Genomic DNA, 23,982 nt, shown 5'->3' on the forward strand with positions numbered 1-23,982 from the left:
AGGAGCACAAATGAACAAACATTTACAATCGCTTAAAGAAATCGCAAAACTTGATAAACAAATCGATGACCTTGAGCCAAAGATAGTCGAAATCCGTAAAGGACTAGATTCTAAAATCCTACAAAAAAACAAAATGACAAAAAACATAGAAATTTTGCAAGAAGTTATCGACAATAGAGGACTTGAGATAGGCGAATGTGAGCGTTCAATCGCACAAAATGGCGCAAGGCTTGAGGAGATTAGCAAAAAGATGAGCGAGATTACGACAGACAAGCAGTTGCGCGCATTGAGTGTAGAAGAGGACATCGCTAAAGAAAATTTAAGCGTAGCAAATGAGCAAATCCGCAAACTTCAAGCTGAACAAAGTGCCAAAAAAGAGGAGATTAAAACTCTCCAAAGTCAAATAGACGCACTTAGCACGGAGATTAAAGAAATCGAAGTTGATGTGCAAGCGCAAGTAGCTGTGGTAAAGAAACAACAACAAGATATTTTTGATGAACGACAAAAAATCGTAGTAAAATCAGATACCAAAACAATCGCCTTTTACGAAAAAATACGCCGATGGGCAAGAAACACAAGTGTTGTGCCTGTGTTTAAGCAAGCGTGTGGTGGGTGCTTTGTGCGCATCAATGATAAGACTTATGCTGAAGTGCTTAATGCAAGTGATATTACTATTTGCCCACATTGTGGCAGGATTCTCTATCCTTCTGATAAGCAAACATACAAAGAGTGCGTGATTTAGCTTTGTGCTGTTGATTTTTTGGATTTAGATTCTGTATATTTTTGGTTTATTGGGGGAGTGCTTTGGTGATTACACCAAAGCATTAGTATTTAAGAAAGCTGTGCTTTTAGCATCCAAATGGCTTTTTGCAGGCTTGCGCATTTATCATCAGCATACGCACCACTTACTTTATCACCACTTTCATCAGCGAGCTCCGAGAGCTCTGTGAATGTCTTTTCAAAATACTCATAATCACTAAGGACTGCTTTTAGCACAGTTTTAGAATCAAAGCTACTTTTGCTCTCTTCTTTGATTTTAGCATTTTTGCTAATATCGCTCATTGTGAGATATGGTGTGCCACCAAGTTGCAAGATTCTCTCTGCGGTATCATCAAAGACTTCTGCAAATTCCTCATAAATTTCTTGCAATGCCTTGTGTGTGGGGTGGAAATCCATTCCTCTTACATTCCAGTGGTAATTATGCACCTTTACATAAAAGACTTGTGCGTCTGCTTGAAGCTGTTTAAGCTTATCGATTACTTTACTCATTTGTTTCTCCTTATTGTTTAAATTTTGTCTTAATTTTTAAGACAACGCAATTCTAAATAAGATTTGTAAATAAACAATCAATAATTTTTATTAAATACTATTTATTACTTAGATAAATTTCGTAGATTCTAAGCAATTAGTGATAAGAATTTGCAAAAAAATGACTTTATTGTTTATTTTTGTATAAAATACCCTTGATTTTAAATTTTTTATAAGGAGTTTGTTATGCGATACATAGCATCAGTTCTTTTGAGCGCATTTGTCGTTCTTTCGTTTCTAGGTTGTCCTTCAAAAAATGGTAACATCAAAAATCACGGACTTAAAGGTGCTCCAGAGTGGGTTCTTACACAAGGCGTAGATGGTGAGACTTATGGTGTTGGTAGTGCGAAAATCACTAACGATAACATTAGCTGGGCGATGAAAGAAGCTACAACTAAGGGCACAGCGGAGTTAGCTGGAATCTTTGAGCAAAAAATCGAGGAGAAAACAAAGATTTTAGAAAAAGATGGCAACACAGAGAGTGTAAGAGCTATACGACAAAGTATTGATAAACTTTTGGCAGGTGCTACACGCACAGCTACTTGGGTGAGCGATACAGGCGTGCTTTATGCGAAAGTGCAGATTAAAGAAATTGACAACAAGTTGTTAAAGAAAAATCTCCAATCAGTGCAAAAAGTCGATAAAGAAGCCGCTAAAGCTCTATCAGAAGTTGTTGATGAACTCATTGATGGCAAGAAATAGTCATCAAAATCATCTCTCCACGCTTAAGTCCCTTAAGCGTGGGTTTTATAATGTCTAATCAATCTCCACAACACATCAATTCAGATTCTCAAAACACCAGCACTATCGTTTTTGGTCCTGTTTTATCACGCAGGTTTGGCACTTCGTTAGGCGTTGATTTATCTCCACAGCTCAAACAATGCAACTTTGATTGTCTTTATTGCGAGTTAAAAGCCGCCAAAAGTATAGATTCTATGCGTAGTGTAGTGAGTGTCGATGAGATTCTGCGCCACATCACGCAAGCACTCCAAAAAATAGGCACACACAATCTCAATGTGCTGACATTTACTGCAAATGGTGAGCCTACGCTCTATCCGCATTTATACGAGCTTATTACGCGGGTAAAAGCAATTTTGCCAAGTGGCATTCGCACACTTATTTTAAGTAATGGCTCGCTTTTTTGGCGAGCAGAAGTTGTGCGTGCATTGCGTGAATTTGATATTGTGAAGTTTTCGCTTGATTCAAATAATCCTAAAAATTTTGCTCGCATAGATAGACCGCACAAAAGTTTAGATTTAGAGCGGATAAAAAGTGGAATCAAGCACTTTAGCAAGGAATTTGGTGGGATTCTTATCGGCGAGGTTTTGTTGCTTAAGGGTGTGAATGATAGCGAACAAGATGCCATTGCCCTCGCACAATTTCTTAAAGACATTACCCTCACGCGCCTTGATATTGGCACGCTTGATAGACCTCCAGCACACAGAGCTTCACCTTTAAGTTTTGAGGAGATACAATCTTACGCCAAGCATTTTAGTGGGCTCAATGTGCATTTGCCAAGTCGCCCGCAAAATACCACAAACAACTCTTGCGACAATCATTTACTAAAGGACATAAGCGCGCAAGAGATTATAGAATCTATCGCAAGACGCCCGCTAAGCGCAGTTGATATACAAACACTCTTTTCGCCAGCAAGCCAAGAGTTGATTACTAAACTTATCGATGAGGAAGTCTTAATATGGGAGAGAGTGGGGGATATAGAGTTTTTAAAAGTGCGATAAAGTTAGAATCTACCAAAGGTAGATTCTAAAATGTGCGTTATTTCTCAACGGCTTCTATCTCGATAGAAATCCCCACAATATCGCTCACTTGGTTATCTGGTGTATTGCTACCGACTTTGAAGTCCTTTCTATTAAGCTCGCCACTAAGTGAGAGTGAAATCACATCTTTGCCACTTTTTGGGTGCTTGATAGGACCGCTTAGCTCTGCTTTAAAAGCGATATTTTTCGTAACATTGCGGATTTTTACATCAGCATAGAGCTTGCCTTTTTCAAACTTTGTCATTTTGAAAGTTGCCTTTGGGAATCCTTTTGCATCAAAGAAATCCTTTGCCTTTAAGTGGTCATCGCGTGAGCTGTTGTTGGTGTTAATATCAGCGATACTTACTTCACCGCTAAGTCCTTTGACATTTTTACCATCAAAATCAACGCTACCGCTCAGTTTCTTAAAATCACCTTTAACTTTGCTTACCATCATATGTTTGACTTCAAAGCCAACTGATGAGTGAGAAGCATCGACCTCGTATTCTGCTGCCCAAAGAAACCCTGCACAAATAAGTGCCATTAACATTGAAAGTTTTTTCATACCAAACTCCTTAAAAGAGAAATTTTAGGCTATTTAAGCCAAGCAACATTATAGAATCTAAAAACAAATCAAAACATTTACTTTTGTTTTGTTTGCCTGTTGTGTTTAGAATCGTTACAGGCGGTAGATTCCATAGCTCCCCCACACAATCGCCCAAAAGAGTAACGCACAAAATTGCGCTGCACTTCCCATATCTTTTGCTTTTTTAGCAAGTGGGTGAATATCTTTGCTGATGTAATCGATAGCACTCTCAATCGCAGAGTTAAAAAGCTCTACGATGAGCGCAAGGAAGCAGGGCAAAAGCAAAATTACTAATTCCACCCAATCCCGTGCGATAACTATGCCAAGCGGGACACAAATCCCGCATAACGCACAAATCTGCCGAAACGCCGCCTCATCATACAACGCTGCCCTAAAGCCATCGATAGAATAAAAAAGCGCGTTATAAATGCGCTTTAGTCCTTTTTGCTGTGGTTTGTTGCGTTGTAAGTCTTTGTCGCGCTTAGAATCGCTCATCACTTATTTCTTTAATTTATTTAAGGTTGTGGAGTTGGATTAGTGGGTTGTAATGGAGATTCTAAGTGTTGTGCTTGAGAATCTCCCTCGTTGCCCTCGCTATTTGCACTAAGTGAATAATTCCCAACTACAACGAGAGCTAAACTCCATTTGTCTAGTTGCACGAGTGGCGTTGTATCGCTTTTAGCTTGCAGGGAAAATCTCGCATTATTCACTTTGCCCTCTAAAATATCACGGAAAAGAAGCAGTGTCTTTGCAAGATTCCTACTAAATGCTTCTATATTGTCATTATCTGCTCCTTTAATCTCACCTAAAAGAGAATCTCGCATAAAATTGAGCGCGAAAATTGTGCGCTCTATATCGCTATTTTGTGTAGAGTTAAAGAGTATCCTTGCGACATATTCTTTAAGGGCATTTGAGTGCATATCTATATCAATGTGGTTAAGCCTAAAATACATTTCTCGCAAGAATTGTGGGTTTTTTAGCAGACTAAAGATTTCTTGCAAATCCTTATTTGCAAAGTCATTATGCGTAATATCAAAGGCTATGTTGCTTTTTTGTAGGTATTCATCATTGTGATTTTTGCATTGGAGTTGTGTGCTAAGGAGGCGCATTGGCTTTTGTTGTCCTTTGTTATAAATGAGTAAATCCTCACCACTAGGCAAATAAACTTCTTTGGTGGCGAGTGAAATCTCTATATCGCAAGAAGTTGGGAGGTTTAGCTCGCTTAAATGCGCGCTTAGCCCCACCTTTGCTTTTTTGGCATTTCCGCTTAGCGTGATTTGGATATTTTGCGCGAGAGTGTTTGACATTGTAGGCGTTTGAGAGAGATTGAGGCTCGTTGTAATGGGATTATAGCGCACACTTTCACTTTTACACACGACTTCGACAAAGCCATCGCACACAAATGGAGCGAAGTCTAAAAAGACCAATTCTTGCGCTATAAATTGATTTATGCTCGCTTCAATTTTTTTGCTTGCTTTACTCGTTTGGTAGAGTAGCCACCCACCTAAAATAACCGCCACTAATCCGCCTAAGCCTAAAGTAATAGAGAGGAGTTTTTTCATCGCCCACCTTTATTTATAGAATCTATACATTACACAAAAGCACATTATAGCGCAATCCACATAAAAGTTTTAAAAAATTATTTTGTTAGGTTGCAAAAATGAGGATAATTTTTCTCAAATAGGTTTAATTTTTGCTTAGAATTTGATATTTCCAAAATTTTACGATATTCTTACTAGAAGTTTCGCATTAGTGGGTTTATGGAAACATACTTTGTATTTATTATTTAGGAGGGTATTTTGTGTCGAGGAAAGAGCATTTATCATATTACTTCAAGTGCGCTAACATTGTCTATATCCTGTGCTTTATGTGCGGGGGGGGCATTAAGTGCTAGAGATATAATGTATCTCGCACAAAATGACGACCCAAACGCACCAATTACTCAGCTACCACAGCAAAGCACTGAGCGCGACCCAAATGACTTTGGCATACCAAATGATAAGTTTAAAAAGCAAGCAAAGGCATATAGCAGTGGCTCGAGTATAGATAAGCCACTATTTAGAGCCTTGCAAGCTGAGGGTGGCGATATGAGTAACGCGCTAAAGATTCTCCCTAATGTGCAGTTAAACGACCCAAAGCGCACAGCAAACACCGCAGGTGAGCTCAATCCAGCGAGTATAAGTATCTCGGGCGGATTACCTGCGCAAAATAACTTTTTGCTTGATGGCTTTAGTATCAATAATGACTTAGACCCATTTGGCGGGAGTGGTGTCGGTGGAATGTTAGAAACTTATGCAAGAAGTGGATTCCCACAAGGACTTAATGTCGATACTTCATTGCTTGATTCTATCACGGTGTTGGATAGTAATATTAGTGCGCGATATGGTCGCTTTAGCGGTGGGATTGTAGAATCTACCATTAGGAAGCCCCGCACCAATGGCTTGCACGGGACATTTTCCGCACAATATGCCAATAGTAACTTTAGTAATCTCCCCTTGCAAAGCAATATGCTCCCTAATTTGTATAGCTTGCCAATTATTAGTGCAAATTCAAGAAATGAAAATTATCAACCAAATTTTAGTAAGACTATTTATCGGGCAAGTTTGGAGACTTATTTGACAGAGCATTTTGCCATCCTTGCTGGGATTAGTTTTGCTAGTAGTTCTATCCCATTATCGACATTTCAAACCTTTCAAGTTGGTAGTAATGACTCTAGAGAACAAAGCACAGGGACAAAAGACCAAACAAGGGCAAATGATAATTACTTTGTCAAACTCTTTATTAATCCTAATGAAAATTTTAACTTGGAGTATAACTTCGCTTATATGCCTCAAAGTAGCACTTACTTTCATCCAAACACACCAGATTCTACTTATGTGATGAAGAGTGGCGGGCGACAAATGGGGGTAAAAACTTCTTGGGATACAGAGTATGGACTATGGCTAGCCAATGTCAATTACTCAAATTTAGAAAACTCAAGAGATACAGAAAGTTCCTTTATCAAAAATCCAACTACCTTTTATCCCGTGCAGGGTTTCTTCCCAAGTATAAATCAAAAGCAAGATACTCTAAGTGTAAAAAACGACTTTGCTTTCACTCCTCTAGAATCAAGCGCAATAACACATAGCTTTTTAGCTGGATTAGAGTTTATTTACCAAAAGGCATCAATGGAGCGCACAAAAGAACATCGTGCTTATATTGCTTGTGGGTTTGATTTAACAGGGGCGGTAGATATTTTTGGTGTCAATAGTTCAAACTGCGCCAATTATGATGGCAGTGGCACTATGTATGCGTATTCCCCCATTGCGAGAGATTTTAGCGCGTATAGCTATTCTTTATATGGAGAAGATGAAGCGGAGTTTGACTTAGGGCGCGGTGGAGAGATGAATGCACGACTAGGATTGCGATTAGACGGGGATTTTAACTACTTTAAAAGGCACAAAATCGCTCCGCGATTTTCTCTCACCTATATCACTCCAGCCCCTCGTAGTTGGCGCACGGAATTTACCTTAGGGGCAAACCGCTACTATGCACGCAACCTTATCACCTATGGCTATCGCTCCTTATTGGGTGCGGATAGATTGGTTTTTACCCGTGCAAATAACACTAGTCCTTGGCAAGTTGTTCGTAGGGAGACTGCTAGTTATAGGCATAGCGTAGAGCTTAATGGCGTGGATTTGCCCTATGATGACGAGCTAATGGGCGCAATCACACAAAACCTAAGTGATTTTGTGCTGAGTGTGAAGTATATCTCACGCAGTGGTAAAAAGCAAATCACCAATACACCAACTAATGCTGGTGTAGAGATACTCTCTAATAATGGAAGCTCAAGCGCAGACATCATCTCTGCCTCCCTCTCTCATAAAGAGCCTCTGCTTACAGGACAAGTGGAGCATTTCTACTATCTCTCGCTAGATTGGAGTAATGCAAGACGCAATTATAACCCCTATATTAACGGAGCGGATATGTATTCTGCAAATGATATAGTTATCTTAGATGGTGTATCAATGCCTTATAGCGCGATGCCTTCTCAAAAAATCAACCAACCACTTACGATAAGGCTTAACGCTTCGCATAGCACGATTTTTAAGAATGTAAAACTAAACCTTAACAACTTTTTGCGCTTTAGAGATTCTTACCAACAAATAGTGCTTACTAATATGAGAATCCCAACTGGCGGTGGGATGAATTATACAATGCAAACAATGAACCTGCAAAGTGCCTTTATGTGGGATATGCGTATTGGGCTTGAGAGAGAAGTGTGGAAAGGCTCTGCGCTCTTTGTCAATATCGATATTTACAATGTGCTCAATTCTAAGAATCTCACCACACTTGGTGTGCAAGATGGTGTGTTGCTCTTTGGGATTCCCACAGGGACAAGTGTGCTTATGTATGAAATGGGGCGGAGCTTTTGGGCGCAAGTGGGATTTAAGTTTTAAATGAGAGACTTAGATTCTATTATCTTACATCCATTGCAAGATTTTGCCCACATCATCTGCTTCAAAGCATTTGATTTGTGAAGTTTGGTTTGGCTTTTTAGGCAATATGACATTTTCAAAGCCATAGCTCTCTAACTCTTTAATCCGCACATCAATATTATGCGCTTCTCTAATGTCCCCGATAAGGCTTACTTCGCCAATAAAAGCGGTTTTATTGCTTAGTGGGCGATTTCTTAGGCTTGAGATAATCGCAGCAATCACGGCTAAATCCGCGCTTGTCTCAGTGATTTTAATCCCACCTGTTACATTGATAAAGACATCATAGCGATTAAGCGGAAGCTCAATTTTGCGCTCTAGCAGGGCTAGGAGCATTGTTAAGCGATTATTATCAAAGCCTGTGGAGGACCGCTTAGGATTGCCAAACGCACATTCACTCACTAACGCTTGAATCTCAATCACTAACGCTCTAGAGCCCTCCAAAATCGCTGTAATAGCACTCCCACTCATTGATGGCTTTTGAGAGAAAAAGAGCTTTGAAGCATTTTTCGCGCTGACAAGCCCTTGAGAAGTGAGCTCAAAAATCCCCACTTCACTTGTCGAGCCAAAGCGATTCTTAAATCCGCGCAAGATTCTAAGTTCTCTGCTTGGGTCGCCCTCAAAGTAAAGCACACAATCTACCATATGCTCTAGCACGCGCGGTCCAGCGATACTCCCCTCTTTAGTAATGTGCCCGATGATAAAAATAGCGATATTACGCTCCTTTGCTAAGCGCATAAGCATAAAGGTAATCTCACGCACTTGGCTAACAGAACCCGGCGCAGAAGTAATCTCGGGAGAATAAAGCGTTTGGATAGAATCTACCACGCACATTGCATACTCATCATTGATAAGCGTGGCGCGGATTTGGTGTATGTCTATTTCATTGAGCAAAAAGAGATTTTTATCTACACAATTCAGCCGTTGCGCTCTATCTTTGATTTGACTTTTGCTCTCTTCCCCGCTGACATAGAGCACCTTTTTGCTTGTGTTTTTGGCGATAAGCCCGCTAATTTTAAGAAGCAATGTAGATTTTCCCACGCCCGGACTCCCACCGATGAGATAAAGCCCACCACTCACAATCCCACCACCAAGCACAATGTCAAGCTCTTGCTCATACGAAGTAAATTGGTGCAAGGCTTCAAATTCTACTTCGGTTATGGCGATTGCTTTATTGTCCGTATTGAGTGATTGTGTTTCTTGGAGTGTTTTAATCTGCTCGCTATTTAGCTCGATAAAAGATTCCCACGCGCCACAGCTCGAGCATTTGCCAAGCCATTTTGAGCTTTGGAATCCGCAGTGTTGGCATTCAAAAAGAGAGCGTTTTTTTGCCATATTTTGCCTTTATCACTTTATTTACGCGCTAAATATAGAATCAAGCAAGGTTGCGACATATTCTTGGGCACTAAAGGCGATTAAATCCTCTGCTCCCTCGCCCACGCCAAGAAACACAATGGGGATTTGCAATTCGCTTACAATGCTAAAAATCGCCCCTCCCTTGCTTGAGCCATCAAGTTTGGTGATGATGATTCCATCGATTTTGGTATGTGAGGAGAAGTGTTTGGCTTGATTGATGCTTGAGCTTCCTTGCGTGCCATCAAGGATAAGGTATTGTTTGATGAGGTTGCTCGCGTTTGGGTTATCCATTCCCTCGCATAATGCCTTTTGGCTTACGCGAATGATTTTTAGCAATTCATTTGTAAGGTTGCTTTGTGTGTGCAGTCGCCCAGCTGTATCCAAAATCACCATATCATACCCCTTAGCAATGGCTGAAGTAATACTATCAAAGCATACTGCACTAGAATCTCCGCCGATTTTTGAAGCAATCACAGGGATTTGCAACCGCTCACCCCACGCCTTAAGCTGTTCGATAGCTGCTGCACGAAAGGTATCGCCCGCGCCCAAAAGCACACTCTTACCCTCGTTTTTGTATTTGTTGGCGAGTTTGGCAATGCTTGTGGTTTTCCCCGCGCCATTTATCCCCATAATGAGTAGGACTTGTGGTTTTGTGGGGAGAGTTTCGGTGTGTGGTGGTGTGGAATCTGAGCGAATGCGTAAAATCTCGACAAGTTTTGGGGCTAAAATATCACGCGAAATGTTTGAGGGTAGGGAATCTAAAAGTGATTGGATAACATCATAATCCATATCGCATTCGATTAAAAGCTCTTCAAGTTGGTCTTTTGAGAGGCTATCTTGCTTTTTACCAAGTATTGAGCCTATGTGGCTGGTGGTCTTTGAGAGAAAGGAGAGCATAGCTTATTATTTAGCAGGATTGGCTTGGCTTTGCTCGCTAGATTCTACAAAATCTGCGGGATTTGCAGAATCTTGTGGTTGTGCTTGAGGCTCATCTTGTGTGTCGTGTGGCTCGTGCGTCAAATCCGCATTTTCATTTATTGGTAAATCCAAATCACGCATTTCTTGGATTTGAAAAGCATTTTGTGCCTCAGCATTAAGCACATCGTGCAAGATAAAGAGTAAATCGCGCTCTATCATTTCTTGTGGCACGAGCCCTGCATAATCCACCACCTTGCTTCCATCGACATCTAAAAGCCATACATAGCCCGATGAAATATCTTTATCTAAAAAGTTTAATATGTCATTATTAACGCCTTGCACGACTGCGGGCGTATAAATAGGATAGCTTTTAGCATAGGCATTTAAGACAGAGTTTATAGATTGTATATTTTGCTCATTTTGTGCGGCGGGAGTAAGGATAAAAAGATTGATATATTTTGCGTATTTTTGCTTTAAATCCACAATATGTGGGGCAAGTGCGAGGCAGTTTTTACAATCGTGCTGGACAAAAAGCAAAATACTTGGTCGCTTATTTGAAGCATCACTTTCCTCGCTTGTAGAGATTTTAATTACCTCGCTATTGCTATCAAGCACTTCAATGGTAAGTGTTTGCGCTTCATTGAAATCTTCCCCAACAGAAGTGGGGTTAAGAGTGTAAGTAAAGCTATCCTTTTTCTCGTGTTTAAATTTATCACAAGCTACAAAATTCAAACAAAGCAATGCGAATGCAAAAAAACCAGCGATATATAATGCCATTGATGTCTTGTGTGTCATAGATTCTCCTCCCACTAAAGAATGTGATTGTTTCATTATTTGTCCTTATTTTACATTATCAAAATGTTTAAAGCAAAATGTGTGCTATGATTATACACAAAAAAGGATAAATTGCGTATGAGTGCTAAAAATGCGTTTCGCCAATGGGCTAAAATGCAACAAATTTATGCTAAAGCAAAGGTTTTGCACGCTAAAATCTCTCCACTCTCAAACCTCTCTACAAGCCCATCACAAGCAAATCCCCTCACAGAGAATCTCCTCGCACAAAAGCCATTTGACAGAGATTCTAAAATTATTTGTAAATATCTTTTCGCACTTTTGCAAAAACTTCAATCTAAAAATATTTTATTGTATGCTCCATTTGTGTTTGAGGCGGATATTTGGGAGTTAATTTGGCGATTAAAAAGGCAAAAAAAGAAAATTTTTCTCCCATTTATACAAGATTTAAGTTTTAAAATGTTACCATTGCACTTGCCATTACAAAAAAATCGTTTTGGCATTTTTGAAAGTAAATATTCTAATTTTAATTTAGCAAAAATCGACACGGCGGTGATTCCAACATTTGGGATTGACGCAAAGTTTAAGCGCGTGGGATTTGGCAAGGGAATGTATGATAGATTTTTTTCGCGTAACCATAAAATTGGACTTTATCCTAGAAAGAAAGTTTGTAAAATTTTTGTAAGTCGCACACCTTGCATAAGTCCTCGTGTCCTTACTCAATCCTTTGATATAATGGGGGATTATTTTATTAGCGCTTTGTCGTGTTGCAAAAGGACAAAGTATGATGATTGTAGTGTATATAGTAGGCGTGCTCCTTTTCGGCGTTATCGTTGCCTGCGTTACTTACCTAGTAAGCAAAAAGATATTTAGTTCTAATGTTGATGTGCTTTTAGAGCAAGCAAAGGCAAAGGCAAAGGCGATAGAATATGAGGCAGAAAAGCTGTTGCGTGAGCAAAAAATTAAGTGCAAAGAAGAAGAAATCGCTCTAAGACAAGAGTATGAACAAAGTCAATCTAATCTTAAGGCTGAATTTCAAGCAAAGGCAACAGAACTTGAAAGGCAAGAATACAAAAAGATTCAAGAGCTTGAGCGACAAGAAGAATCAATAAGAGAAGAGCAACAAAGATTAGCGAGTTTAGAAAATAAGATTCTCAACGCACAATCTGAGAATCAAAAAGTGCGCGAACAATATGAGGACGCACGCAAAGAGGCGGTTAAAGTTTTAAGTCAATATAGCAGGTTGTCTATTGATGAGGCGCGCGAGAGACTTCTTGAGATGCTTGAAGAGGAGCTTATCGAGGATAGGGCGATGATGATACGCAAGTATGAAGAGCGGGCAAGGCACGAAGCCCAGCAAAAAGCGCATTATGTCATCGCTCAAGCCACAATGCGCTATGCGGGAGAGTTCGCCACAGAGCGTCTCATAAATGTAGTAAGTCTGCCAAATGATGAGCTAAAAGGGCGCATTATTGGTAAAGACGGGCGCAATATAAAAACATTAGAGATGATAAGTGGCGTTGATATTATCATTGATGATACACCAAATACTATCATTGTAAGTAGCTTTAATCTCTATCGCCGTGCTATCGCGCTAAAGACGCTAGAAGCACTTATAGAAGACGGGAGAATCCAACCCTCGCGCATTGAAGAAGTGTATGAAAAAACAAAAGAGCAAATGGACGAAATCATCTTGCAAGATGGCGAAAATATCGTTCTTGATATGGGGATTGGCATAATGCACCCCGAGCTTAAAAGACTTTTGGGTAAAATGCGTTATCGTGCAAGTTATGGACAAAATGCACTTGGGCACTCTATCGAGGTGGCAAATCTTGCAGGAATGATTGCAGGCGAGCTTGGTGGTGATGAGCGTTTAGCGCGTAGAGCGGGAATCTTGCACGATATTGGCAAGGCTTTGACACAAGAACTTGGTGGGAATCATATTGACTTGGGCGCGGAAGTATGCAAGCGGTATAAAGAGCACCCTGTGGTAATAAACGCTATTTACGCACATCACGGCAAGGAAGAGGCAAAAAGTATCGAGTGTGCGGCAGTTTGCACGGCTGATGCTCTCTCTGCTGCTAGACCGGGTGCTAGACGCGAAGTGTTAGAGAGTTTTTTGCAACGCGTGCAGGATTTAGAGAGGATTGCCTTACAAAAATTTGGCGTGAAGCAAGCCTATGCTATCAATGCTGGGAGAGAAGTGCGCGTGATTGTGCAAGCTGATTTGGTCGGCGATAATGAAAGCATTGTGCTATCACGCGAAATCGCCAAAGAAATCGAAAAATCTATGCAATATCCCGGAGAAATTAAGGTAAATGTAATCCGTGAGGTTCGCGCAGTTGAGTATGCAAAGTAGCAAACACTTTGTGTATAAAATTTGCTTTATAAGGCATATTTGCCTATAAAATTTATTGTAAGGACAAGAGATGAAGACACAATGGAGTAGAGATTCTTGGCGCAAAAAGCCAATCAAACAGCACCCAACATACAAAGATTCCAAACATTTGCAAGAAGTTGAATCTACTTTAGCGGGTTATCCTCCACTTGTCTTTGCTGGCGAGGCGAGGAAGCTAAAAGAACAACTAGCAAAGGTATGCAGGGGCGAGGCATTTTTATTGCAAGGCGGGGATTGTGCGGAGAGTTTCTCACAGTTTAATGCCATAAATATCCGCGATTTGTTTAAAGTCATCGTGCAGATGAGTGCGATTTTGACCTTTGGGGCAAGTTGTCCTGTGGTAAAGATTGGGCGAATGGCTGGGCAGTTTGCTAAACCTCGAAGTAGTGATTTTGAGGAAGTTAATGGAGTGAGTTTGCCAAGCTATCGCGGAGATTTGATAAATGGCGTGGAGTTTAGCAAGGAAGCACGCGAGCCAGACCCAAATAGAATCTTGCAAGGTTATAATCAAAGTGCAGCGACACTTAATTTGCTCCGTGCCTTTGCACAAGGGGGATTTGCGGATTTAAATCAAGTGCATAAATGGAATCTTAGCTTTGTAAAAAACAACACTTTTGGCAAAAAATACGAGGAAATTGCAGATAGAATCACGCAAGCCCTGCATTTTATGAAAGCGTGCGGGATTGATTCACAAAGTTTGCCGACATTGCGTGAGACAGAATTTTACACAAGCCACGAGGCGTTGCTTTTGCATTATGAAGAGCCATTGTGTAGGCAAGATTCTCTCACGGGGCAGTGGTATAACTGCTCGGCGCATATGCTGTGGATTGGTGAGCGCACACGGGGATTAGATGAAGCGCATATCGAGTTTTTGCGCGGTGTAGATAATCCGCTGGGCGTGAAAGTAGGACCAAATGTAACAAAAGAGGATATTTTGGGGCTTTGTGATATTTTAAATCCTAAAAATGAGGAGGGCAGGCTTAATCTCATCGTGCGAATGGGTGCGGATAAAATCAAGCAAAATTTCCCTAAAATCTTGCAATCCTTGCAAGGCGAGGAGCGCAATATCGTGTGGAGTTGCGACCCGATGCACGGGAACACGATTAAAGCGAGTAGTGGGTATAAAACGCGCAACTTTGATAGTGTGCTTGATGAGGTAAAAAGTTTTTTTGAGATTCACAAAGCAAATGGAAGTATCGCTGGTGGCGTGCATTTAGAAATGACAGGAATGGATGTAACCGAATGCACGGGTGGCTCGCAAGCTATCACAGAAGAGGGGCTAAAGTGCAACTACAACACGCAATGCGACCCGAGACTAAACGCCACGCAAGCCATTGAAATGGCATTTTTAATTAGCGATATGTTAAAGCGCACATAGGATTGTTGTTTAACCTATGGTGTGAGTTCCGCTAGATTTCACTCTTGTAAATTTTGTGCTTGCCACATTTTAGCGTATTCGCCCTCTAGTGCTAATAATTGCTCGTGCGTGCCAGATTCCACTATCTCGCCATCGCGCAAAAATACGATTGTATCGCAGTTCATCACGCTTTTTAGTTTATGGGCGATGATGATGATAGTTTTGTCTTTGGCAAGGGCGTTTAGGGCTTTTTGCATTGCAAATTCATTTGCCACATCAAGACTTGAGCTCATCTCATCTAGCAGGATAATTGGCGAGTTTTTTAGGATACACCTAGCGATTGAGATTCTCTGCTTTTCCCCACCGCTTAAGGAAGTCCCGCCCTCACTCACAGCCGTCTCAAGCCCCTGTGGCAATCCACGCACAAAATCTAGCGCATTTGCAGAATCTAGTGCCTGCTCTATCTCACGCTCACTTGCGTCCTCATTGCCAAATGCGACATTAGATTTCACGCTCCCCTTAAACAAATACACTTTTTGAAACACCATAGAAAATTTGCTCATCAATCTTTCAGGCTCTATGCTTGCGATATTTTTTAGACTGCTAGGCTCATTTGCATTGCCGATTTTTATCGCTCCATTGCTTGGCTCATAAAATCGCGCGATTAGCTTTACTAGCGTGCTTTTGCCACTGCCAGATTTACCGACAATCGCTAGGCTACTTTTATGCGGAATGACAAGGTTAATATTGCGCAGGGCAAAGTCGCTTTTTTGATGTTTGTTCTCATCGTTTGCCCCGTAGGCAAAATCGAGATTCTCGATGACTATGTCATTTCCGCGTGGCAATTCTTTATCATCGCCCGCGACTTTGTTTTCGCGCAGAAGTGTCAAAATATTTTGCCCAGATTTTGCAAAATAGCGCAACTCAATAAAATTTATCGCAAAAGTCATCAGCGGGACAAACGCCTTAGAGCCAATCAAAATAAAGCCCAAATACTCAATCACGCTTAATTCCCCACTAAGCAAAAATTCCCTCCCAAAGCCTATCATAAGTCCAATTCCAGCCCCCATACACGAAATCACAGAGAGTGCAAAAGGCATTAGCCCCACTTCGATGCGGATACTCTCTTTTCGCAAGTTCTCAAAGCTAGCCTCCAATCGCTTAAATTTTTCCCCGCTTAGATTATGTGCCTTTATCGTGGCGATTCCATCGATATATTCGTTGATATGATTTGAAGCGTCCAAAACTGCGGCTATGTGCTTTTGGCTTAGATAGTCGCTAAGTCGCCTTGTAAGCGCAAGTAAAATCACCGCAAAAGGCGCGCAGGCAAAAAACGCTAACGCCATTTGCCAATGATAGACTGCAAGCCCGATAAACACAAGCACGCTTAGCGCGAAGCTCGCAAAGACTTGCGGGAGGAGGTGGCTACTTGCTTGCTCTAAATTTGCAAAATCTTTCATCAAACAATGACTAAGCCTCGCAGGATTTGCGCTCTCTAAAAATCCTAATGGCAGTTTGCGGATATGCTCAGCCAAAGCGATTCGCCCTTGTGCGCTTGCTTTGTAAGTCTCTTCAAAGTTTGCCTTATACGCAGGGAGTGAGAGATAAAAGCTCGCAATCATTAGCCCAAACCCCACCGCACAAATTATAAGCAATTCACTCAAATCCGCTTCCTTTGCTCCCAAAAGTGAGCCCTCAAAAAAGGGCGATAATACTCGTGCTACAAAATAAATAACCACAAAAATGGTGCTAAATTTTGCCACTTCGGCAATGGTAGTCAGTGCGAACGATTTGTAAAATCGTCTCGTGTCATTTAGGGCGATGTCTTTTATCATTTGTATCATTGTATCTCCTTTTGTTTTGGTGTTTTTGTGTTTTTAAAATTTAAATTCTCAAATCTAGACGAATTTTGTGCGTGTGGATTTTGACTTCAAGTCCAAACGCCAAAATCTACGCACGCCAAAACCCGCTAATTTTTAATACTCCATTGTTGCGTATCATTGTAGAGATTCCATAGTTCCTTATACTGCGGGCAAGACTTTAATAAGTCTTTGTGCGTCCCAAGCGCGAGAATCTCGCCTTTTTCCATTAGCGCGACTTTATCGCATTTAAGCGCGGAGTTGAGCTTGTGTGCGACCATTATGAGTGTTTTTCCACGCGCTAGATTTTTTAGTGCCTCATTGAGCTTTGCTTCATTTTCGCTATCAAGCGCGGAATTTACCTCATCAAGCAATAAAATAGGCGCGTTTTTCAAAATCGCCCGCGCTAAGTTTATGCGCTGTGCTTCGCCACCGCTTAGATTCATTCCTCCCTGCCCGATGACACAATCTAACCCGTATTTGGTGATGATTTCATCGCATTGCGCTAAATGCGCAGCGTGCAAAATCTCCTCATCGCTGGCTTCCTTGCCAGCTTTTATATTCTCACGCAGTGAATCGAAAAACATAAAATTCTCTTGAAACACAAAGCTCATTGCTTCCATCAAATCGCATTCTGCAATGTCTTTTATGTTGATTCCGCCCATTAGGATTTCGCCCGCGCTTGCGTCATAAAATCGTGCGAGCAAATGCACGATACTAGATTTCCCCGCACCGCTTTTGCCGACAATGGCAAGCGATTCCCCTTGTCGCAGTGCAAAACTTACATTTTTAAGCGCGTGTTTTGCGCTCAATTCTCCATTTGGATTTTGATATGCAAAATCTACGCTTTTAAATTCTATGTCAAAGCGCGTTGGCTTGAGCGGATTTTTGCTTTGTGGCAGGGGCTTTTGGCGAAAGATTGTATCCACTCGCTCCACCGCTTCGCTTATTTGCATTAGCTCGCTACTTAGGTTAAAAAGGCGCAAAAATGGCGCGATTAAGCCATTGCTAAGCAATATGAAAAACACGCATACCAAAATATCGTAGAGATTGAAAGTATCACGCGTGATGAAATACGCACAAAAGGGCAACGCAAAGAGGATAAAGCCATTTACAAGCGTGGTAAAAACCCCAAAAGGACGCATACATTTGTAAGTAAAACTCAAAGTGAAATGATGATAGTCCTCCACAGATTTAGCAAAATCTTGGAATGCAAAAATGCTTTTGCCAAACATTTTTACCACGCTAATGCCTTTGATAAACTCCATACTTGAGGAGTTTATGGATTCTAGTTTGCTAAAAAACTGCTCTAAGCAGGCTTTCATCTCTACTTTTGTCTTGCCATAGACGCTAAATTGCACAAATAGCCCGACTAAATACACCGCCACGCATACTATGGCAAGTCGCCAATCGCTCCAAACAAAAATCACAAAAATCGCGCACGCCCCCACGACTGATTGGATAAATTCTGGAATCTTATGGGCGACAAAGTTTTCGATTTTTTCGACATTTTCTTGCAAAGTTTTGTGAATCGCACCTTTGGTTGTGTGCGTGAAATAGCCTAGTGGAAGCGTGGCTAGGTGGCGAGCAAGGCGCAAGCGTAGATTGTAGAGAATGCGATATGCAGCAAAATGACTAAGCGTAAAAGTCGCCCCTTGCAAGAGCATAGAGACAATCACGCTAGAAATGGCGATAAGCGCGCAATAAAACACCAAATTTTTATCCACATTTGCCAAATCGTGCGCGTTTAGGACAAACTCTTGCACAATCCAATACCCCGCAAAATAAGGCACAAACTGCAAAATCGCAGAAAGCGCGCTAAGCAGGCTAGAAAATGCCAAAAGCGTCTTTTTCTCCCCGCTAATCTCAAGCAATCTAGGCACACCTTTTTTCGGCTTTTTGTTTTGGTTTTGTGTTTTCATTGTTTTACTCCTTTATGTGATTTTTTTATTACACGCGGTGATAGCTAGCGCGATGAGTCCAAACACAAGCGAGGCGCAAAATAGCGCGAAATAGCCATTTGCTACGCTCACTTCAATCCCGCTGCGAGCCAATACTTCGCTAAAATCTGCCAACGCTTCGCTAACGCCACTTAGGCTAGATTCTGCGCTTGCCACGCTAGAATCTCCACTGCCAAGCCCTGCGCTACCAAAATCCGCGCTACCAAAATCCGCGCCATCAAAATATGTCTCGCGTGAATGGTGAGAATGCCCCTCGCCTTTGCTTAAGGCTTCAATGGTATCTTGCGCGATAAAAATCCCTAAAATCTGTGAAGCGATAACCCCGCCGATGACAAAACAGGCATTTTCCGCCGAGCGCAAGAAGCTAAAATCTACCCCGCTTTGTGCGCTACCCTCACAGATACGCATTCCTAGCGAATACATAAACACGCATAGCGCGCACATATATACGCCAATGCACGCTAGCCCAATCAAGATTAACGCGTGATTTTGCCATAGCCACATATTTGCTAACAATAGCAAAAACACGCACGCACAAAACGCCAAAAGCGTGATAAACGCAGGGCGAAATCCAAAAATGCGGATAAGCAAATACGCTAAAGGTGCGCCTACAAACATCGCTACGCAATTTATCACCCCACCGACAATCCCAACGACATCAAGCGAAAATCCAATATAGACTAAAAGCATTGTGCTTGTGGTGTTTGCAAGTGCGATAGGGAGCATACAGAGGCAAAAAAATCCTAGCCACCCCCACAAACTTAGGCTTTTTAGCGTTTGCAAAATCGAGTCTTTGGAATGACAGGAATCTTTAAAATGCAGGGAGTCTTTGGAGGGCGAGGAATCGATGGCGTAATTTGTCGCGTTTGTAGCGATTTTTGCGCTATTTGCGGGCGATATTTCAGAATTTACACCGCGAAGATTCCCATATTGCCCATTTGAGCTCATACGCACAAACGGCACGCAAAGCAACGCCACAAAAAACGCCATTACAAAGCACGCCACGCTAAAGCCATATTTTTCATAGATTACGAGGGCGACTATGATGCCCATAATCCCACCCACGCCAGAGGCAAGGAGCATTATGGTATTTAGGCTTACTTTTTTATCCGCGCTTGTTTGCGTAATCGCAATGGCGTTTAGGCTAATGATAGCACACGCCCCAAGCAAACACATAACCATAAACGCCACGCATAATAGCCCTATATCTTGTGGCGAGGCAAAAGCCCCAAGCGCGATAAAACTAACCGCAGAAACTAGCCCAAGCGCAAGGCAGAGAATCTTAAAATTATGTGCGTGCTTTTTGCGCCAGATTTCCACGACACCAGAGTAAAAAAAACTTAGCATAAAGGGAATCATCGTAAGGTAAAGTAGCCCGATTTCTTGCGGGGCGATGCCATCTTTTGCCATTATCGCGGGCAACGCGCCATAAATCATCAGCGTAAAAATGCTAATAATGCTATACACGCTAAAAGAAATGCTATACAATTTCATAATTTTGCTCCTTTGTATTGGTTTATTTATTGTCGTTTTATTGTCATATTGAGCGTTAGCGAAATATCTCAAAGTTTTTCAAAAGACCAGAGATATTTCGGCTTTTTCAAAGCATCAATATGACAAGAAAAACCTCCTTTTAATGTTGATTTAGTATTTATACGCCACTTGCGCACCGAGATTCCACGGATTGCCTACGAGATAGTAGGGCTCTAGTAGATTAAGTTGCCGTGCATAGAGCGCGTAGCGCGTGTTGGTTACATTTTGGGCGAAGATTTTAAAGCTGAAGTTTTTGTATTCATAGCGCGTGTTTAAGTCCAAAACCACATAGGGCTTTTGCATCAAATCATCACTGCGTATCAAATCATCAAAATATTGCTTTGTGTAAAATCGCGCATTGCCACCTACATACAATCTATGCGCATTTATGCGTAAGAAATTCCAATCCGCACTTGCAGTGAGGCTCACAAGCGGTGCGTATTTTAGCTCCTTGCCACGCACATCATAGGGAGCGGGTTGCCCGCCGATACTTAAGCTACCGACATTTTTGCCACCATTTGTATAGCGTGCGATACCGATATTTGTGCCGAGACTTACATACAATCGCTCGCCATTGTAGTTTATATCTGCTTCAAACCCCGTGCTATATGCGTCTCCTATGTTTTTGATACTTTGGGCGATACTATTTCCCACATAGGCTTGCCTATCTTGTATATACGAATAATAAACAGCGAGATTTGCCATAAGCACAGAATCTAAAAAGCGCAAATGGCTTCCTAACTCCGCGCTATAAATCTGCTCGGGGTTGTAAGGCTCTTTGTCATCATCTGCATAGGGGAATTTCGCAAATCCGCCCATTTTGGTGCTATGCGTGCCTGCAATGTAGAGTTTAATATGCTCGTTTGGATTAAAGCCAAAGGATATTCTAGGATTAAAAGTATGCCAGCCTTTGGAGTTTGTATATGCGGAGTTAATGCCCGCCCCTGCAGCCACAGGGCTATCTATGGAAGCGTGATAATACTGATAGCGTCCGCCAAAGCCGATGTCAAAATATTGCCCTAAGGGGAAATACCCATCGCCAAAAAATGCTATGGTATTTACCCGCTCTGTTGCACTCCAATTTGCCCGAAATCCAAATGGCGTCATATCACCTGCTCCACCGATAAATCCGCGCATTCCATTATCGGTTATCAAATGCTTATAATACGCGCCAAAAGTCGTGCGGATTCCATTGCTATACTCGCTATCTAAGCGCAACTCCTCTAGCACTTGCGTAATATCATAAAAATACCCGTCCTTTTTGCCTCCATAAGTTTGCACCAAAGGATAAGTGTTCGTAAGAGAATCTGTCTTGTTAAAAGCAGTAATGGAGCTTAGCAAATGCCCGCCAAAGTCATAATCTAGCTTTAGGCTTGCTTGCTGGGCGAGGAGCTTTTCCCAAGGGTTTTTGGCATACACGGCGTTTGGTTGCCCAAGTGTAGTGCCATTTGGTTGCCATTGCCGACCATCTGCACCACCATACCCGAAATTATCCGCCACAGGAGAATCTGCGGGAATCTCCCAGCCACTAGCGGTTGTGCCGTTTTGGTATTGGGATTTGGTAAGCCAAAATCCTTTGGTGTTTTTAGGCACATAGTGAAAATTATAGCTGACCGTGGCTAGAAACGCACTTGTAGGGGCATAATACAGCGAAGCCCCGCCTAAAATGCTATCGCTATCTTTCATATTTTTGTTCCCATATTTGATAAAGCCATTATCGTGTATGTAGCGCACGCTTGCCTTGCCCCAAAGTTTGTTTTTGACTAGTTCGCCACCTATGTAGGCGTTTAAGTCCTCATAGAGCTTTGAGCCTGTGAGAGAGACATTGGCATAGTCGCCTTTCATTGGGTTTTTGGTGCGGATAGAGATTAGCCCTGCTTGGGAGTTTTCGCCATAGAGTGTGCCTTGCGCACCGCGAAGCAACTCTACTGCCTCCACATCGCCTAAGGCTTGGATAAGGAAATTTGCACTTTGTGGGACGCCATCGACATAGAGATTGAGCGTGGTGGTGTAATAATCAGGGCTAGAAATCCCGCGCAAAGAAGCCATAGGAAACACCGATGTGCCGTGAGAATCTTGAATCTGCAAGCCCGCAAAAATGCTACTTAGTTCGGTAGTGGATTTTATGTTGGCATTTGAGAGTTGCTTTTGCTTTACCACTTGCACGCTAGAATTTACACTTTGGATTTCCGCTTCGTATTTGTTTGCATAAGTCGTAGTAGTGGATTTTTCGAGTTGCACAGATTGCTGTGGTGTAGCGTTAGAATCTTGTTTATCGCTAAATTTTGTGTCTTCGCTTTGTGCGTTTATATTACTTAGTGCTAATAGCGCGTAAGTGATAATAGAAATTGTGTAAGGCTTAGTTTTTGGCATTGCTTCCATTAGTTATCTCCTTAGAATTAGATAAAAATAAGTCGCAATAATAATAAAAGCCATCAAAAAATTTCTACTCTAAAATACCAAAATACCTCAAAATAATATAAATTTTTGCGCGTAAAACTTTAATTTGTGATTTTTGTCGTTTTGTTGATAATTTATGATATAATAACAATTCTTAAATTTTATTATAGTTTATTATTTGCGAATCAATACAAATAAGGAGAAATGATGACTACACCTATCAAAGACAATACAAGGGCTAAAGCTAGTTTGTATTCGCACTATGATGTTTTTTCTCGCTCTGCGAGAAAGGTCGCACAATTAAATCTTTCAAAAGATATGCAAAGCCTAGAGTTTTTGGGACAAGATTTTAATGTGAGATGTAATGTTGTTTCCATACTTGATGGAGTAACGCTACATTATGGAAGTTTTGTGGGGGATTTTTCTTGTTTGGATTATAAATTTGATTCTCCAAGGGTGCATTTTGGATTATTGCAAAGTGGAAACTACAAGAGCGAGTTGGATTGCGAGCCTTTTAGTGTGGAGGGTGGTGAAATTTATATAGTAGCACCAAACACACATACAATTGGTCAAAGTTCTTTTGCGGATTGTAATTGTGTGCAAATTGACATTGATGTAAAAGAATCCAAGAGAGAAATACAATCTTTTTTATCTAATTTTAACATCGAATTGCTTTATGAATTTCTTATCCAAAATCCATTAGTGGTGAAGTCCTGCCTGCATACTCGTGGCTTACTTAATATGCTTTGTGGAACAAAGAACATTGATTTATTAAGACTAAAGGTCTTAGAGTCTTTGCTTACCATACAAGAAAGTGCTTATAAATTACAAATGCACAACGCTTATGGTATAAATTATAGTAAAAATGCTTATATTGCCCGCGTGGCAGAATATTTGGAAACGAACTATAACGCAAGCGAGGAATGTTTGAATCTATGCACGCTTGCAGAGCGATTTGAAGTGTGTGTGAGCAAACTCACAAGTGATTTTCGCTCGGTTAAAGGCATTTCTATATATCAATACCTCAAACAATGCAAAATTCAAAATGCTATTTTTTTGTTGCAATCTGGCAAAAATGTAAGTGAAGTCGCAAATGAAGTGGGCTATGTCAATGTTTCGTGTTTTTGTAAAAACTTTAGAGAAAAGATAGGAGTAAGCCCAAATAGATTCATTAAAACGACCAAAAATCATTAAAAATTGTATTTGGGTTGAGAATCTATGAGATTCTAGTGAGTTACAAAAATACATTGTTTTGTCAATACCAAAGGCAAATTGAACGCGC

General features: G+C 41.2%; 19 protein-coding genes. 8 read left to right on the forward strand and 11 right to left on the reverse strand.

Annotated elements, in window-relative coordinates; genetic code table 11:
• Positions 1-10 precede the first annotated feature (10 nt).
• Positions 11-742: a zinc ribbon domain-containing protein gene (locus tag ACWIWK_RS05030; protein ID WP_454151403.1), complete on the forward strand. Its 732-nt coding sequence runs from the start codon at positions 11-13 to the stop codon at positions 740-742.
• A gap of 89 nt (positions 743-831) precedes the next feature.
• Here the strand turns inward: ACWIWK_RS05030 and ACWIWK_RS05035 are convergent, their stop codons facing one another.
• Complete coding sequence (locus ACWIWK_RS05035) at positions 832-1,269, reverse strand: Dps family protein (protein WP_454151405.1); 438 nt, start codon at positions 1,267-1,269, stop codon at positions 832-834.
• A gap of 225 nt (positions 1,270-1,494) precedes the next feature.
• On the opposite strand from ACWIWK_RS05035, the gene ACWIWK_RS05040 reads away from it, so the two are divergent.
• Both ACWIWK_RS05040 and ACWIWK_RS05045 read left to right on the forward strand, forming a co-directional pair.
• Positions 1,495-2,010, forward strand: coding sequence for a hypothetical protein (locus ACWIWK_RS05040; RefSeq protein WP_454151407.1), 516 nt, complete (start codon positions 1,495-1,497; stop codon positions 2,008-2,010).
• A 50-nt stretch (positions 2,011-2,060) separates the two neighbouring features.
• Entirely contained in the window at positions 2,061-3,047 is a 987-nt protein-coding gene (locus tag ACWIWK_RS05045; RefSeq protein WP_454151409.1) for a radical SAM protein, read from the forward strand.
• A gap of 37 nt (positions 3,048-3,084) precedes the next feature.
• Here ACWIWK_RS05045 and ACWIWK_RS05050 read toward each other — a convergent pair whose 3' ends face one another.
• From ACWIWK_RS05050 to ACWIWK_RS05060, 3 genes are all read right to left on the reverse strand, one after another.
• On the reverse strand, positions 3,085-3,630 hold the full coding sequence (locus ACWIWK_RS05050; protein ID WP_454151411.1) for a YceI family protein: 546 nt from the start codon (positions 3,628-3,630) through the stop codon (positions 3,085-3,087).
• Positions 3,631-3,744: 114 nt separating this feature from the next.
• Positions 3,745-4,146 carry a diacylglycerol kinase gene (locus ACWIWK_RS05055; RefSeq protein WP_454151413.1) on the reverse strand — a complete coding sequence of 134 codons (402 nt, stop codon included), beginning with the start codon at positions 4,144-4,146 and terminating at the stop codon, positions 3,745-3,747.
• A 20-nt stretch (positions 4,147-4,166) separates the two neighbouring features.
• Positions 4,167-5,213 (reverse strand): hypothetical protein, encoded by a 1,047-nt coding sequence (locus ACWIWK_RS05060; protein ID WP_454151415.1) that lies wholly within the window; start codon positions 5,211-5,213, stop codon positions 4,167-4,169.
• 237 nt (positions 5,214-5,450) lie between these two features.
• On the opposite strand from ACWIWK_RS05060, the gene ACWIWK_RS05065 reads away from it, so the two are divergent.
• Entirely contained in the window at positions 5,451-8,090 is a 2,640-nt protein-coding gene (locus ACWIWK_RS05065; protein ID WP_454151417.1) for a TonB-dependent receptor plug domain-containing protein, read from the forward strand.
• A 24-nt stretch (positions 8,091-8,114) separates the two neighbouring features.
• Here ACWIWK_RS05065 and radA read toward each other — a convergent pair whose 3' ends face one another.
• From radA to ACWIWK_RS05080, 3 genes are read right to left on the reverse strand one after another with little or no spacing between them, the layout of a single operon-like run.
• Positions 8,115-9,461: a DNA repair protein RadA gene (radA, locus tag ACWIWK_RS05070; RefSeq protein WP_454151418.1), complete on the reverse strand. Its 1,347-nt coding sequence runs from the start codon at positions 9,459-9,461 to the stop codon at positions 8,115-8,117.
• A 21-nt stretch (positions 9,462-9,482) separates the two neighbouring features.
• Entirely contained in the window at positions 9,483-10,379 is an 897-nt protein-coding gene (gene ftsY, locus ACWIWK_RS05075) for a signal recognition particle-docking protein FtsY (RefSeq protein ID WP_454151420.1), read from the reverse strand.
• A gap of 6 nt (positions 10,380-10,385) precedes the next feature.
• Positions 10,386-11,231: a hypothetical protein gene (locus ACWIWK_RS05080; RefSeq protein WP_454151422.1), complete on the reverse strand. Its 846-nt coding sequence runs from the start codon at positions 11,229-11,231 to the stop codon at positions 10,386-10,388.
• Between the two features lie 81 nt (positions 11,232-11,312).
• Here ACWIWK_RS05080 and ACWIWK_RS05085 point away from each other — a divergent pair, with 81 nt between their 5' ends.
• The 3 genes from ACWIWK_RS05085 (at position 11,313) to ACWIWK_RS05095 (ending at position 14,968) form a co-directional block, all read left to right on the forward strand.
• Positions 11,313-12,065: a 5-formyltetrahydrofolate cyclo-ligase gene (locus ACWIWK_RS05085; RefSeq protein ID WP_454151424.1), complete on the forward strand. Its 753-nt coding sequence runs from the start codon at positions 11,313-11,315 to the stop codon at positions 12,063-12,065.
• On the forward strand, positions 11,977-13,551 hold the full coding sequence (gene rny / locus ACWIWK_RS05090; RefSeq protein WP_454151426.1) for a ribonuclease Y: 1,575 nt from the start codon (positions 11,977-11,979) through the stop codon (positions 13,549-13,551). The genes ACWIWK_RS05085 and rny overlap by 89 nt, the downstream gene beginning before the upstream one ends.
• Positions 13,552-13,621: 70 nt before the next feature.
• Positions 13,622-14,968: a class II 3-deoxy-7-phosphoheptulonate synthase gene (locus ACWIWK_RS05095; protein WP_454151428.1), complete on the forward strand. Its 1,347-nt coding sequence runs from the start codon at positions 13,622-13,624 to the stop codon at positions 14,966-14,968.
• 38 nt (positions 14,969-15,006) lie between these two features.
• On the opposite strand, the gene ACWIWK_RS05100 is transcribed toward ACWIWK_RS05095, so the two are convergent.
• The 4 genes from ACWIWK_RS05100 to ACWIWK_RS05115 form a co-directional block, all read right to left on the reverse strand.
• Positions 15,007-16,791: an ABC transporter ATP-binding protein gene (locus ACWIWK_RS05100; RefSeq protein WP_454151430.1), complete on the reverse strand. Its 1,785-nt coding sequence runs from the start codon at positions 16,789-16,791 to the stop codon at positions 15,007-15,009.
• Positions 16,792-16,916: 125 nt separating this feature from the next.
• Positions 16,917-18,728 (reverse strand): ABC transporter ATP-binding protein, encoded by a 1,812-nt coding sequence (locus tag ACWIWK_RS05105; protein WP_454151432.1) that lies wholly within the window; start codon positions 18,726-18,728, stop codon positions 16,917-16,919.
• 12 nt (positions 18,729-18,740) lie between these two features.
• Positions 18,741-20,261, reverse strand: a complete 1,521-nt coding sequence (locus ACWIWK_RS05110; protein WP_454151434.1) for an MFS transporter — start codon at positions 20,259-20,261, stop codon at positions 18,741-18,743.
• A gap of 150 nt (positions 20,262-20,411) precedes the next feature.
• On the reverse strand, positions 20,412-22,682 hold the full coding sequence (locus ACWIWK_RS05115; protein WP_454151436.1) for a TonB-dependent receptor: 2,271 nt from the start codon (positions 22,680-22,682) through the stop codon (positions 20,412-20,414).
• 225 nt (positions 22,683-22,907) lie between these two features.
• Here ACWIWK_RS05115 and ACWIWK_RS05120 point away from each other — a divergent pair, with 225 nt between their 5' ends.
• Complete coding sequence (locus tag ACWIWK_RS05120; RefSeq protein WP_454151438.1) at positions 22,908-23,894, forward strand: helix-turn-helix transcriptional regulator; 987 nt, start codon at positions 22,908-22,910, stop codon at positions 23,892-23,894.
• Positions 23,895-23,982 lie beyond the last annotated feature (88 nt).

This window comes from Helicobacter sp. 23-1048, assembly GCF_053654545.1.

Excerpts from the sequence above, each read along its gene's own strand:
- ACWIWK_RS05030 (WP_454151403.1), top strand. The coding sequence starts at position 11 with ATGAACAAACATTTACAATCGCTTAAAGAAATCGCAAAACTTGATAAA.
- ACWIWK_RS05035 (WP_454151405.1), bottom strand. The coding sequence starts at position 1,269 with ATGAGTAAAGTAATCGATAAGCTTAAACAGCTTCAAGCAGACGCACAA.
- ACWIWK_RS05040 (WP_454151407.1), top strand. The coding sequence starts at position 1,495 with ATGCGATACATAGCATCAGTTCTTTTGAGCGCATTTGTCGTTCTTTCG.
- ACWIWK_RS05045 (WP_454151409.1), top strand. The coding sequence starts at position 2,061 with ATGTCTAATCAATCTCCACAACACATCAATTCAGATTCTCAAAACACC.
- ACWIWK_RS05050 (WP_454151411.1), bottom strand. The coding sequence starts at position 3,630 with ATGAAAAAACTTTCAATGTTAATGGCACTTATTTGTGCAGGGTTTCTT.
- ACWIWK_RS05055 (WP_454151413.1), bottom strand. The coding sequence starts at position 4,146 with ATGAGCGATTCTAAGCGCGACAAAGACTTACAACGCAACAAACCACAG.
- ACWIWK_RS05060 (WP_454151415.1), bottom strand. The coding sequence starts at position 5,213 with ATGAAAAAACTCCTCTCTATTACTTTAGGCTTAGGCGGATTAGTGGCG.
- radA (WP_454151418.1), bottom strand. The coding sequence starts at position 9,461 with ATGGCAAAAAAACGCTCTCTTTTTGAATGCCAACACTGCGGATTCCAA.
- ftsY (WP_454151420.1), bottom strand. The coding sequence starts at position 10,379 with ATGCTCTCCTTTCTCTCAAAGACCACCAGCCACATAGGCTCAATACTT.
- ACWIWK_RS05080 (WP_454151422.1), bottom strand. The coding sequence starts at position 11,231 with ATGAAACAATCACATTCTTTAGTGGGAGGAGAATCTATGACACACAAG.
- ACWIWK_RS05085 (WP_454151424.1), top strand. The coding sequence starts at position 11,313 with ATGAGTGCTAAAAATGCGTTTCGCCAATGGGCTAAAATGCAACAAATT.
- rny (WP_454151426.1), top strand. The coding sequence starts at position 11,977 with ATGATGATTGTAGTGTATATAGTAGGCGTGCTCCTTTTCGGCGTTATC.
- ACWIWK_RS05095 (WP_454151428.1), top strand. The coding sequence starts at position 13,622 with ATGAAGACACAATGGAGTAGAGATTCTTGGCGCAAAAAGCCAATCAAA.
- ACWIWK_RS05100 (WP_454151430.1), bottom strand. The coding sequence starts at position 16,791 with ATGATACAAATGATAAAAGACATCGCCCTAAATGACACGAGACGATTT.
- ACWIWK_RS05105 (WP_454151432.1), bottom strand. The coding sequence starts at position 18,728 with ATGAAAACACAAAACCAAAACAAAAAGCCGAAAAAAGGTGTGCCTAGA.
- ACWIWK_RS05110 (WP_454151434.1), bottom strand. The coding sequence starts at position 20,261 with ATGAAATTGTATAGCATTTCTTTTAGCGTGTATAGCATTATTAGCATT.
- ACWIWK_RS05115 (WP_454151436.1), bottom strand. The coding sequence starts at position 22,682 with ATGGAAGCAATGCCAAAAACTAAGCCTTACACAATTTCTATTATCACT.
- ACWIWK_RS05120 (WP_454151438.1), top strand. The coding sequence starts at position 22,908 with ATGACTACACCTATCAAAGACAATACAAGGGCTAAAGCTAGTTTGTAT.